At 49.9% G+C, this 10,784-nt stretch carries 15 protein-coding genes; 5 read left to right on the top strand and 10 right to left on the bottom strand.

Annotation, left to right across the window (positions count from 1 at the left end; all coding sequences use genetic code 11):
• Positions 1-128: 128 nt before the first annotated feature.
• The 6 genes from AC5JLP_RS34465 to AC5JLP_RS34440 all read right to left on the bottom strand — a co-directional run bounded on the left by AC5JLP_RS34465 (position 129) and on the right by AC5JLP_RS34440 (position 3,138).
• On the bottom strand, positions 129-722 hold the full coding sequence (locus AC5JLP_RS34465) for a Uma2 family endonuclease (protein WP_496072400.1): 594 nt from the start codon (positions 720-722) through the stop codon (positions 129-131).
• Between the two features lie 187 nt (positions 723-909).
• Positions 910-1,188, bottom strand: a complete 279-nt coding sequence (locus tag AC5JLP_RS34460; protein WP_496072399.1) for a hypothetical protein — start codon at positions 1,186-1,188, stop codon at positions 910-912.
• A 45-nt stretch (positions 1,189-1,233) separates the two neighbouring features.
• Positions 1,234-2,085: an ATP-binding protein gene (locus AC5JLP_RS34455; RefSeq protein ID WP_496072398.1), complete on the bottom strand. Its 852-nt coding sequence runs from the start codon at positions 2,083-2,085 to the stop codon at positions 1,234-1,236.
• 61 nt (positions 2,086-2,146) lie between these two features.
• Positions 2,147-2,317, bottom strand: a complete 171-nt coding sequence (locus AC5JLP_RS34450) for a hypothetical protein (RefSeq protein ID WP_496072397.1) — start codon at positions 2,315-2,317, stop codon at positions 2,147-2,149.
• A 45-nt stretch (positions 2,318-2,362) separates the two neighbouring features.
• Complete coding sequence (locus tag AC5JLP_RS34445) at positions 2,363-2,629, bottom strand: hypothetical protein (protein ID WP_496072396.1); 267 nt, start codon at positions 2,627-2,629, stop codon at positions 2,363-2,365.
• Between the two features lie 86 nt (positions 2,630-2,715).
• The gene (locus AC5JLP_RS34440; RefSeq protein ID WP_496072395.1) at positions 2,716-3,138 is read right to left on the bottom strand and encodes a hypothetical protein; all 423 of its coding nucleotides are present in this window, start codon (positions 3,136-3,138) and stop codon (positions 2,716-2,718) included.
• Positions 3,139-4,205: 1,067 nt separating this feature from the next.
• On the opposite strand from AC5JLP_RS34440, the gene AC5JLP_RS34435 reads away from it, so the two are divergent.
• Positions 4,206-6,404 carry an NACHT domain-containing protein gene (locus tag AC5JLP_RS34435; protein WP_496072394.1) on the top strand — a complete coding sequence of 733 codons (2,199 nt, stop codon included), beginning with the start codon at positions 4,206-4,208 and terminating at the stop codon, positions 6,402-6,404.
• Between the two features lie 83 nt (positions 6,405-6,487).
• The gene (locus AC5JLP_RS34430; RefSeq protein ID WP_496072393.1) at positions 6,488-7,015 is read left to right on the top strand and encodes a HEAT repeat domain-containing protein; all 528 of its coding nucleotides are present in this window, start codon (positions 6,488-6,490) and stop codon (positions 7,013-7,015) included.
• 340 nt (positions 7,016-7,355) lie between these two features.
• Here the strand turns inward: AC5JLP_RS34430 and AC5JLP_RS34425 are convergent, their stop codons facing one another.
• Both AC5JLP_RS34425 and AC5JLP_RS34420 read right to left on the bottom strand, forming a co-directional pair.
• Positions 7,356-7,691: a hypothetical protein gene (locus AC5JLP_RS34425; RefSeq protein WP_496072392.1), complete on the bottom strand. Its 336-nt coding sequence runs from the start codon at positions 7,689-7,691 to the stop codon at positions 7,356-7,358.
• 352 nt (positions 7,692-8,043) lie between these two features.
• Entirely contained in the window at positions 8,044-8,205 is a 162-nt protein-coding gene (locus AC5JLP_RS34420) for a hypothetical protein (protein ID WP_496072391.1), read from the bottom strand.
• A 105-nt stretch (positions 8,206-8,310) separates the two neighbouring features.
• Between AC5JLP_RS34420 and AC5JLP_RS34415 the strand changes: the two genes are divergently transcribed.
• On the top strand, positions 8,311-8,532 hold the full coding sequence (locus tag AC5JLP_RS34415; protein ID WP_496072390.1) for a hypothetical protein: 222 nt from the start codon (positions 8,311-8,313) through the stop codon (positions 8,530-8,532).
• A gap of 70 nt (positions 8,533-8,602) precedes the next feature.
• Positions 8,603-9,169 carry a hypothetical protein gene (locus AC5JLP_RS34410; RefSeq protein ID WP_496072389.1) on the top strand — a complete coding sequence of 189 codons (567 nt, stop codon included), beginning with the start codon at positions 8,603-8,605 and terminating at the stop codon, positions 9,167-9,169.
• A gap of 6 nt (positions 9,170-9,175) precedes the next feature.
• Here the strand turns inward: AC5JLP_RS34410 and AC5JLP_RS34405 are convergent, their stop codons facing one another.
• Both AC5JLP_RS34405 and AC5JLP_RS34400 read right to left on the bottom strand, forming a co-directional pair.
• On the bottom strand, positions 9,176-9,556 hold the full coding sequence (locus tag AC5JLP_RS34405; RefSeq protein ID WP_496072388.1) for a cupin domain-containing protein: 381 nt from the start codon (positions 9,554-9,556) through the stop codon (positions 9,176-9,178).
• A gap of 83 nt (positions 9,557-9,639) precedes the next feature.
• Positions 9,640-10,209: a tyrosine-type recombinase/integrase gene (locus tag AC5JLP_RS34400; RefSeq protein ID WP_496072387.1), complete on the bottom strand. Its 570-nt coding sequence runs from the start codon at positions 10,207-10,209 to the stop codon at positions 9,640-9,642.
• Between the two features lie 265 nt (positions 10,210-10,474).
• Here AC5JLP_RS34400 and AC5JLP_RS34395 point away from each other — a divergent pair, with 265 nt between their 5' ends.
• Positions 10,475-10,702 (top strand): hypothetical protein, encoded by a 228-nt coding sequence (locus AC5JLP_RS34395; RefSeq protein ID WP_496072386.1) that lies wholly within the window; start codon positions 10,475-10,477, stop codon positions 10,700-10,702.
• The last annotated feature ends 82 nt before the right edge of the window (positions 10,703-10,784 follow it).

The raw sequence follows: 10,784 nt of genomic DNA, 5'->3' as shown, positions 1-10,784 counted from the left end.
AAAGGGTTACGGCTCCCTTAATTTTAATTATGAAGATGTCAAATTAACTCTATAATTGGCAATCCTTGGTAGTTAGGCAATAAGCAGTCTACTTCGTTTCTTTCGCTTACCGTCTGTCTGGTAGAGGTTTATCTCCCCTGAATCCCCTTACGGAACTCGCGCATTGCCTCCAACCTGGATGTCTCACCCATCAACACACATCGAGTCAGCAACTCAACGTCAAGCCCTGCCAATTCAGGAATCTCACTGCGGTCAATCCGCTCATATCCATCTCCCCGCAAGCGATACAGCGTAAACACGCCATCCTGCCAGAACCACACTTCCGGTACGCCCAATGCCTGATAGCGCTGCAATTTGCTGGGTCCGCCACTGGTAAAGATGACCTCAATCGACAGGTCTGGAACTGGCTTGGATGTGCCGATGCAGTAAGATTCATCTGCCTGAACCGATGCTGTGCTCTCCCGTTCCTGCGTCATTGATCCAGTTGCCTCAAACTCAATGTCATTCTCTAGAAAGAACAATTCAATGAGAAAGCCGATGAGGCTTTTGAACACTTCATGGTCACGTCCCGGCATAAGAATCTCAATGGTTCCATCAAAATAAAACAGGCGCGTGCCAGGGGAGTCCTCAAGCCCCTGCTGAATCAGCTTGAACTGCTCCCAAGAACGTCCTGACAGCACAATCCGTTGATCGGTTGTTTGGGGCGCTGTTGCAATGGTCATCGTCCACCTCACTTGCTACGTTCGTGCAGCATCTCTAAAAGCATCACCAACGCCTTTGGGAACATCACCGCTTCGCGTTGCGGTTGCCATGCTCCAGATCACCATGCGATCAATGCTGACCGCTACTTTAAGCGTACATTCTTTGTAGGGGAAGCAGGCGACGCTAGCGATCGATCTTTTTCTGCCGCTACAGGTCTATAACCTCGATACTCGTGCAAGCCATTTGAAAGCGACAGCCGACCGCAGCAGCCAAAGCGATCGCGGTATCCAGGGTGCAGCTCCCCACCTTGAACGCCCGTTCGACTTGAGGACGGCGATTGATCGTCGTTGCGACCTGATCACCATTAGCCTTACTAATCTCAACATATTCCCGTACTAATTCGGCTATCCATTTCTTCTCACCCCATTTGGCAACGGCACGGGCTTTGATGGCTTCCAGTATGGCGTTAGCGCTTGTTGTCTCCATGAAATCAAGGCAGAACAGCATAGCCATCTTAGTTTAATCCTGCTCTTAGCTGTGAGTGTGAGCCGCCATCTTTGCAAGCTCATCAATGAGTTCATCAACTTGCTGAGACGATAACTGCATTGGGTCTGCAACCTCGAAACGATTTTTTAGCAGCACTTTCACTGATTCGACATCTAAGCCGATCGCTGTCCTTGCCGCTTTTACCCGATCGCGTTTTGATTGTCCGGTTTCTGGCATTTCAACCCCATCTGTGAGCCACATTAGCAGCAGTTCAGCCAACTCTCGACCAGGATTAAGGTGAGTCGTGTTGCTCAAGCCGGGACACCGAGATTTTGAGATGTTGAGAACGTGATCGCTGTTAAGCTCTCCAGCTAAATCAAACTCGTATTCGATACCTGCCGCTTGCATAGGGGCAGTACCAACTTTTGTAGGTGATAGAGTCTCCTTACCGCTTTTGTTAGTCGTTGTAGTCATAATCCACTCGGTCTTACTCCGCATTGTCCCAATCAGATGGGCACTGCTACTGAGCATCGCATCGACTAGAGCACGTTCCAGAGGCTTGATTTTTGCCCAGTTGCTAAAGTTACCGCCTGCCAGATCAAGCTCTGCGAACCAGGCATGAGAGAGCGAATCAATGATAATCACGTCATAGCCCGCTGCATCGGCTGCTTTGATTGCCTCCACGTAGCGAGAGGGGTGAAAGTCGGTCAAGTTACAGACATCGAAATTGAAGCGATCGGCGTACTTACTGGCAGATCCTCTTTCGGAGTCGATGACTGCGATTGACTGCCCCAGATGGGAAGCGATCGCTAAGGCTGAATAAGTTTTGCCTGAACCACTGGCACCAGACAAGGCAAGACGCAAGCGTGATTGAATTTTGGTCGCTTTTTGAAACATTGGAGTACTCACTAGAGAAATGTGCAGTAAGCCCTTTTTAAGACTTGCTCAGGTCAGGTTCTTAGTTCCAGGATTCGATTAGCTCTTCTGCGTAAAACTCTGCTTCCTCCTGACTCATGGCTGTTTGAGTGACTGTAATGCGGTTATTCCCCTCATTCACAATCGCTTCCCATAACTCATTAGGAAGCTCAAAAATTTCGACTAGAAAACCTTTGTAGAGATAGTTGTGCATCGTTCGTATGAGCAAAAGGGTTTACAGAACCATCTGCCACACCCCTTACAACTCGTCGTGGTGGTCGGGGTCAGGACTATCTACATACCCGAAAGCAAAGTGCTGATAGTGGCTGTAGTGCTGAATCCTACCGTTGCTATCGGTTGGCAACGTGCGAATCGTGGCAAGGTAGCCGCCAAGATAAGCCTCATCCTGGTACTGAGGCAATTTCCCAAATCCGGCATCTGTGCAGCCGTCTAGATGACGCGCTTCTACTGCCTCCTGCTGCTGCCGATCGCGTTGCTCTAGTGCTTGTAAATCTTGAGGTGACATAATTAAATCTCCATCTATGTTCTGGGTGGAAAGCCTCCCTAGTTCGCGCTAGGGGGGTAGTTTTGCGCCATACCCAGGGCAGGAAGCTAACGAGCGAGATACTCGCGTAATGAGCCGTAACCGAGATGCCCTAGCACTGCATAGGTGTGTTTGCAGCAGGCTAGACCGTTGAGAAACTGGATCTGATTGTTGAAGTCATCGCAACCACAGATAGGCTGACCAGAGCCAATGTTGATTTGATAAACCGTGCCTTTCGTTTCGTTGCGAACGCTATAGATATGCCCCTGAAAAACACTTTTAGTCACGGCTAACGCCTTTGCTGCTGCCTTGCGATGCTCAACAAAATGAGCCTTAAACGCTGCTTTGCTGATGAACGTGGGGCGACGACCAGCTACATGAACCCAAATGACGTAGAAGAACTTTTGAATGCGAACAGAAACGCCAACCGCTAGACCCAGCAGGCGACGAATGGCAGAAACGGAATAGATGAGATTGAAAGCTGTGACCATGCGAGAAACCAAAATCTACTAAAATTAGTATATTAAGATAGCTTGATTAGTATATTAATTCTAGTATGATTTCATCATTTCTTTACACAACAAAAAGCCCCTCTGATCGAGCAGAAGGGCGGTGGTGACACAGCCTAAGCTGACTACCAGGGCAGTAATGACCCAGCCGTGCGCGACCCGTGAGCCAATGGACGAGGCACGGCAGACAGCAACGCAGGCGACAACCAAACGGGCGGACATGACAGCAGCACAGCCGTAGAACCACCACAGGGAGCCGAAGCTAACAACGAACCGCCGGAGGAGTGCAACCAGGGAGCAAAACCACAGGGCAAGGCTGCACTAGCTGGGAGCCATAGCACTACGCAATCAGACCGATGAGAAGCTGGACGGCACCATGAGCCAGAGGGAAAGGTAAAAGGACAGAGCAAGGGCATAGGTAGAAAGCAAGCTTTATCATACTAATTATAGTATAAAAACGAGGCGTGGAAAATCGTAGAAAACCTCTTGACAGCTAGACCGCGCCGGGGCATTTTCTCTACATGTTCATCTCCGGGTTTGTTCCGGAGTCCTACTTTCCTCTTCCTATGCGATGGCTGAGGATTAAAACTTTCACTAAATGCAGATAACCTTGTGAGGGGCTGCTATCTCTTGAAATAGTGCGAAGCGCTGCTGATAGAGATAGGGAGACACGAACGAGCAATCTCTTACCGCTTTTTAGACTTTCGATGTTCCTAACAGAAGGTAGCTTTTGTAGTGGAATTTCTTAATTAGAAGGCAAGAAACTTTTTTTGGAAAGCAGTTTGGCTTCCTGGCTCCCGCACGGCTGACCAACGGAAAGCGGTGCTCGTCCTAAAGCCCTCGGCGCTTCGCGGAGGTCGGCGAGGGTATAAGCATTCAACCACTAGTTCGGATCAGGAGGAACGATGTGACTAGGCACGACACATGAGCGAGAAAGCGATCGCACGCTTGGTAGAAAGCGTCCTACGAGACAACCTGTGACCGTCCTACAGGACAAAGCGCTTGTGGAGGATTAAGATGCAAGCAGGAGGCACACCTGAGCAGTCAGTATGTTGGAATGGTTAGCCACGATCGGCGCAGCAGAACTGGGAAAAGTGGTGTTTGAGCAAGTCCTCAAGCTAGGACAAGCGGCGGCTGAAGACTATGTGAAAGACTTTTTCAAGGGGTGTCTCAAGGGCGGCATACTGGCAGCACAACCGGAAGTCGCAAAAAAAGCAACAGCAGCGGCAGTGCAAGCGTTTTTACTGTTGCTGGTGGCTGAACTTGAAGACCAGGACGTATCGAAGACGGAGATCCGCGATCGCTACGACCAGCCAATGGTGCAGTTTGTGAAAGATGAGACGGTCAAGCCCATTCTGGGGAGTGCCTTTGAGAAAGACTGTCGAGCCATTGATGTGACAGCATTAGCCGCTCTCTGGCAGCGATCGACCTTTAGAGGGCAACCGTTTCCGACTCTACCAGAAGGATTTGATTGGCAGCATGTTGGCAATGAGTACCTGAGAAAAGTACGTCGGCTAGTGCGCGAGACTCCAGAACTGAAAGCACTTCTGGAAACGGAACTGCTGGAAGACATCGCCCGTAACACGGCTCAAATCTCACCAGGCTTTGATGTTGCTAAATATCGAGAGAGCTTGCAAACCAGCTATGGCTATTTGAAGCTTTACACCCTTGATAGTACCGATCGGGTTGATGCAATCAAGCTATGGCAGATGTTCATCGAGCAGACGGTACGGGAAGCACTGCCACCGATGCGGTATGAGTTGCCGTTGGATCTGAAACGTCAATTGCAAGAGCAGGGGCAACTGGAAGCAGATCTATCGTCTGAGGCGTTGGAGCACTATCGGCGGGAGTATTTTCAGCAACCCTCCCGGAAGGCATTCGAGGCGATCGCGGGTTCTCCACGAGCTGTCATCTTGGGTGATCCAGGGGCGGGAAAATCTAGCCTATTGCAGTATCTTGCCCTGGAGTGGGTAGAAGGGAAGACTGAGACGTTGCCGTTACTGATTGAATTGCGAGAGTACGCCATTGCTCAAGCGAACAGCTTTCTGGAATTCCTGCATAGGGGACGGGGTGCCGATTGGCAGTTTGACCAGCAGCAGCTCCACCAGTACCTGCTAGAGCATCCAACTCGGGTCATGTTTGACGGGCTGGATGAGGTGTTCGATCGGGCTACCCAGTCCAGCGTCACCAATGACATTATCCGCTTTACCCAGCAGTACCCCCAAGCAAAGGTACTGGTTACGTCCCGAATTATCGGCTACAACCCGGAACGCCTCCAACAGGCAGAGTTCAAACACTTTACGATTCAGCCGTTGGATACCGACGAAATCCATGAGTTTATCGATCGCTGGTATACCCTCGCCCTGCTTGACGATCCGGACAAACCCCGCCTAGTCCAGCGATTGAAGGATGCGATCGCTCACTCCAAAGCTATCCAGAACCTGGCAGATAACCCTCTGCTATTGACCATGATGGCAATCCTGAATCGACGGCAGGAGCTACCGCGCGATCGGGCTGACCTCTACGACCAGGCTTCACGAGTGCTGCTTTACCACTGGGATGTCGATCACAAGCGGTTGCAGTTGCCAATGGATGCGATCGGGCGACGGGAAAAGCAGGAGATGTTGCGGGTGGTCGCCTATGAGATGCAGGCAGGGGATGGGGGATTGAAGGGGAATCTCATTAGTGCTGAGCGGCTGACACGAGCATTGATGAACTATTTGCGTGAGCAGGGGTTTAACGAACCCCGTGAGAAGGCAAATCGGTTGATTCAGCAGCTACGAGACCGCAATTTTATCCTCTGCTACCGGGGTGCTGACAGCTACGGTTTCATGCATCGCACGTTTTTAGAATATTTTTGTGCAGTGGAGATTGTAGAACGCTTTAGCAAGCGTGGCGTTGAAGGAGGGATTACCTTTGAGCAGTTACGCGATGAGGTGTTTGGACAACATTGGCAAGATGAAACCTGGCATGAGGTCTTGAGGCTGATTTGTGGGATGGTTGATCCAAAGTTTGCAGGGGAATTGATTGAATTCTTAATGACAAGGGAGCATGATAAATCGAAGTTTGTGGATGAGGAGTGGCTTCAGTTTGCAGGTCAAGTAAGACTTACACCTGAAGGCTTAACCAACCTGTTATTAGCTACAGACTGCTTTTCAGAAGTTAACAATTCCTCAATAATTTTAGGAGTAAAAAAATATTACTCCGACAACTTCAAATTGAAATTGAGCATCCTCCGATTCGATTAAGTCGTTTAGCAGCAAGCGAGGTATTTAGTAGGATTACTCAGTATTTTGAAGATGATGAAATCTTGCCTTGGCTTAAGCAACGAGTGCAATCTAATGAAGGCTCAGTTGTACAACGTGCTGCAATAATAGCAATTGCAGCACGTTGTTATTCTGATTCAGAGACATTAGTGTGGCTTAAGGAGAATGTGCGGCAGGGCAACGATTGGGGTATACGACTGGGAGCAACTGAGGCGATTATTAAGCACTATCGTGAGGATTCAGAAACTTTTTTGATTCTCAAGCAACGCTCTCAAAGGGATGAAGATTGGGGTGTACGTCGGATTGCAATTGATGCAATTTCAAAATACTTTTCAAGTGAACCTGGCGTTTTTGAATTGTTGTGTGATGTTATCAGAAACGATTCGTTTACCCGAAATGTTTCTCTATCCTGGGAAGATAACCCTCGTAAGTTTGCTCTGCAAGGACTCCTCACTCACTATCCCAACCATCCCACAACTCTTGAACTTCTAAATGACAAAGCCGTTAATGACCAAGATGAACAACTGCGAGAATGGGCACAGCAGCAGCTTGAGCCACGAGAAAAGCAAAAAGGTGTAGATTCTTTTGGCTAATGCTTTGGCTAGAGCACATACCTGTATTAGGCTTGAATCTAATGGCGTTAGTCGGCTGAAGTGATGTTTGATCGCCAATATTGCTAGTTAGGCACTCTCAGTCAGTCTCATGTAGATGCACCTAATGTTACTGCCCGGTCTTTGGACTGGATTTTTGCTATGGAAGACTTTACTGCTATTGATGCTGCCCTTGGACGCTAATTACTACCAGGGACACGTTAAAGCCTTGCCATTAGTAGTGCTGGCAATCGCACTCCTTTCCCTACTGAGTGCCTGCAACTGACCTACAGGACATAGGACAGGAAAAAGGCGATCGCCCTCATAGTAGAGTTTGCTTTATCTAGGCTGTTAGGCGGCATTCTTCAAGGTTTGCAGCAATCTGCACTTTCAGGCAAGCATCCGGTTCACAGGCTTGCCAAAGCTCATGCAATTGCTCGTCCCAGGGGTCTACCACCAGACGCGGATCAGCATCGTAGCGGTAGGACTGTTGCAAGATGACAGCCCATGTTTCAGGGGAGCCTACGCCATCAACATAGGTTTTGAATTGTGGTGCTTCAAACCCTAGCTGCTGTGAGAGTGAGAGGACTTCCCAGGCGCGATCGCCCAGAGCAGTCAGATTCAGTGCCACTCTGAACTCTCCCGCCTCAGTCTTCAATGGATGAAAGTCATGCTTCATAACTCGCTCCTTGTCTCTACTCGAAGGGTACACGAATATCTCGCCGCTCTGCCACTGCTGCCTAAAGTCATTTTCTTACAACCGAGGCAGGTAATGATCGTACCGCCAACACTTCTAAGCGCCGCAATCCGTTCGCATTGGGCTTGTGCCTCTTCCGGGGAATGAGCATAGATATCTCTCGGCTCGTCCCTGACGTTTTCTGGGTCTTGCAGCATTTTGTCGGCACTTCGCGCTAATGGTTGTGCAGGTGCATTGTACCCACTGCCAACAGGGATACGGAATTCTCCCGGTTCAGGTGCATATCAGGGCTAAAGATTTGCTGTCACATAGCCCTGGTCTTGCTTGGACATTTTTAAGCCGCCGATTCTACCTCCTCAAACACGACTTCTAACTTGAACTCAGCACTAATGAGCCGTTCATACCGTTGTTTGCTGGCTTCTGCCTCGCCTCGTTGCTCACTTTTGAACAGCGTTCGGCGGACGTTATTGGGAGCATGGAACACGACTGACCACATAGAACCTCACTGGTAGCAGGACTTTTCAAGTAGTAACGCACTTATGTCTACGGTGCATTACTTTAGATAAGGATAGAGCAAAATAACGCAGAAGGAGTACGATCGATGGCGATGTCAACAAATGGTCCTGTGGCGACGAATAAGCCCAAGCTCAATGCTTATGTTGGTGAGGAGATTAATCAAGCCATTGAGAAGGAAATGGCTGCCGAACGGCGTTCTAAGTCTCAGATGGTGGAACTCTTACTTGAAGAAGCACTGAAAGCAAGAGGTTATCAGTTCATGGGACAGGACACAACAGGACAACAGGACAGGACACAGGATCACTAGCGAAACCTGCTTGTTTTGGGAGATTTTGAGCTAGCTTGTCTTAAATTAGGAAAAGACATGAGACAGGACGATGCCTACTGAACTCGACTTAATTCCCGTCAGCAGCCTGAGTGATCGCTATGAGGTTGCCCGCTCTAATGTCTATAACCGTCTATCAGGTTTGGGCATAGAACCGGAGAAGCAGGGAGGCAAAGCCTATCTCAATGCTGACCAGCTACGGTTGATGGATGCGCTCGACCGACATCTCAAGGCGGGCGGCACCATTGCCGATTTTCAACATGACGGGCAACTGTCCTACCGTCCTACAGGACACGCTGAATCGTCCTACAGGACACAGGGCAGTGTAGCCACCCTGCCATTAAGCCGTAAGGGGGATCAGTCCCTTGCCCTGGCGCTGGTTGTAGAAGCGATCGCTGAAAAGCTAACCGACCTTAAACCGACTGACCCACTGGCTAACCTACGTACTCTGGATGAAGCGGCACAACGCGGCTGGTTACTCTCCTCCAGCCAACTTGCGCCACTGCTGGGGTTGAAAACGCTTACAGGGCAGAAGATTCATCGCTACGGCTTCACCTGCACGCGCCAGGGCAGAAATGGGATTGAGTCTGCCTGGAAAATCGCCAAAGCGACAACTTAGGAGCGTCTACGCCACGCCCGCTTCCTCAGTGCGGTTGGGAAAGGAGACTTCCAGCACAACGCAGCCAATGTCCGTTTTGAAGGGTCCGTGTAACTCGCTAGGTGGTCTACTGGCATAATGACCGCTCTCTAACCACAGATCAAAGGCTTCATCATACAGCCGACCGCTCACTACAAAAATCTCTTCTGGGTAAGGATGGCATTTGCCGCCATAAGGAGTCGTATCGGCACCAGGATAAAACCGCGTCAAACGGGTATATTCACCAGTCGTTTCATCCCGGCTCAACGTCAGTTCCTCTGCCACGTTTTCCAGCCCCTTGAGCGGTTGCCATTGTCCGTTGTGAGCTGCACTTAACGGATTCCAGTAGGTGATAGTGGTTTTTGGCATTTTCTGTCCCCGCTTCCTCTTCGCTCCTAAACTGTTGCTCCAGTCGCACTGATGCCAGCATTCAATATGCTAACCTGCGATCGCTACCAGACAATACGATCGTACCGGGTAGGGTTTGCCGCTGTATACCTGACTGTGTGCTGAATGTTCTTATGCCCGAGATAGGCTTGAATGTCTCTGGTGGGTAATCCCTGTTCTGCCAGATAGTAACCGCAGGCATGGCGCAGCATGTGGGGATGCACCGAGAGCGGGAGTGCTGCCACCTCACCGGAGCGCTCCACAATCTTGGCGATCGCCCCGGTGCTCAAATGCTCACCCCGCTCATTGGCGAACACATAACTACTCTTGCCCTGGCTTTGCAGCTCCCAGAGCGCCTGGATCTCATCCTCTTGCAGTCGATGGATGCCACTTTCACTCTTCTTCAATCGCGTGATGTTAATCGTCCGGGCATCAAACATGATGGCATCCCACCGTAGCAGACACGCTTCCCCAGCTCGTAGCCCATGCCGAAACAGCATCAAGAGCAAGGTGCGATCGCGCAGGCGATAGCGTCCCCGTTCTCCTGCTGCCTCAATCAGCCGCTTGACTTCGGCTGGGGTCAAATACTCTCGACTGCGGTAAGCCAGGTTTTTCTTTCGTCCAAGCGTAGACATGTGGTGGTTTGCAAAACTGTCCACAAATTAGCTCATTTACGGACAGTTTTGGTGGCTGTAACCCGCATTCTTGCGTAGCAGCAGAAATTTAGGCATTTTTTGAGCCTCTTATTGCGACAGTACCCTTATCTATTGAGAATTAGACAAAGTGCTGTAGCGGTGACTCCATGAGGGTCAACTGGGTTAACCGAGTTTGCCACTGAGCGCGATCGTAACTGCCTGGGCACTCTACCAGTGATGGGTTAACCAGGATGGCAGGGATAACATGAGCAAAGGGCAAAAGCCGATGGTGGGGGCACGCATACCCTCTAGCTGGAAACTTCAAATTCAGACGCTTTGCCAGGAAGCCGGAAAGAGTGAGAGCGCGATTGTGCAGGAAGCGATCGCCGCTTACTTGGGTAAAACTGATGTGGCATCAATTACATCCATGAGCAAGCGTCTGGGAGCCTTAGAGCGGCAGTATCAGAAGCTGGCAAAGCTCGTCACCAGCTAAAACTGCCCTGAGTGACTTAACCTAGAGCTATAGAGTTAATTTGACATCTTCATAATTAAAATTAAGGGAGCCGTAACCCTTT

Source organism: Stenomitos rutilans (genome assembly GCF_059505485.1).
This window is presented reverse-complemented; position numbering and strand designations above follow the sequence as displayed.

Bases quoted from the DNA above. Each gene is read 5' to 3' on its own strand.
- AC5JLP_RS34415 (WP_496072390.1), top strand. From the start codon at position 8,311: ATGGCGATGTCAACAAATGGTCCTGTGGCGACGAATAAGCCCAAGCTC.
- AC5JLP_RS34410 (WP_496072389.1), top strand. From the start codon at position 8,603: ATGCCTACTGAACTCGACTTAATTCCCGTCAGCAGCCTGAGTGATCGC.
- AC5JLP_RS34395 (WP_496072386.1), top strand. From the start codon at position 10,475: ATGAGCAAAGGGCAAAAGCCGATGGTGGGGGCACGCATACCCTCTAGC.
- AC5JLP_RS34400 (WP_496072387.1), bottom strand. From the start codon at position 10,209: ATGTCTACGCTTGGACGAAAGAAAAACCTGGCTTACCGCAGTCGAGAG.
- AC5JLP_RS34440 (WP_496072395.1), bottom strand. From the start codon at position 3,138: ATGGTCACAGCTTTCAATCTCATCTATTCCGTTTCTGCCATTCGTCGC.
- AC5JLP_RS34405 (WP_496072388.1), bottom strand. From the start codon at position 9,556: ATGCCAAAAACCACTATCACCTACTGGAATCCGTTAAGTGCAGCTCAC.
- AC5JLP_RS34445 (WP_496072396.1), bottom strand. From the start codon at position 2,629: ATGTCACCTCAAGATTTACAAGCACTAGAGCAACGCGATCGGCAGCAG.
- AC5JLP_RS34450 (WP_496072397.1), bottom strand. From the start codon at position 2,317: ATGCACAACTATCTCTACAAAGGTTTTCTAGTCGAAATTTTTGAGCTT.
- AC5JLP_RS34425 (WP_496072392.1), bottom strand. From the start codon at position 7,691: ATGAAGCATGACTTTCATCCATTGAAGACTGAGGCGGGAGAGTTCAGA.
- AC5JLP_RS34455 (WP_496072398.1), bottom strand. From the start codon at position 2,085: ATGTTTCAAAAAGCGACCAAAATTCAATCACGCTTGCGTCTTGCCTTG.
- AC5JLP_RS34460 (WP_496072399.1), bottom strand. From the start codon at position 1,188: ATGGAGACAACAAGCGCTAACGCCATACTGGAAGCCATCAAAGCCCGT.
- AC5JLP_RS34420 (WP_496072391.1), bottom strand. From the start codon at position 8,205: ATGTGGTCAGTCGTGTTCCATGCTCCCAATAACGTCCGCCGAACGCTG.
- AC5JLP_RS34465 (WP_496072400.1), bottom strand. From the start codon at position 722: ATGACCATTGCAACAGCGCCCCAAACAACCGATCAACGGATTGTGCTG.
- AC5JLP_RS34435 (WP_496072394.1), top strand. From the start codon at position 4,206: ATGTTGGAATGGTTAGCCACGATCGGCGCAGCAGAACTGGGAAAAGTG.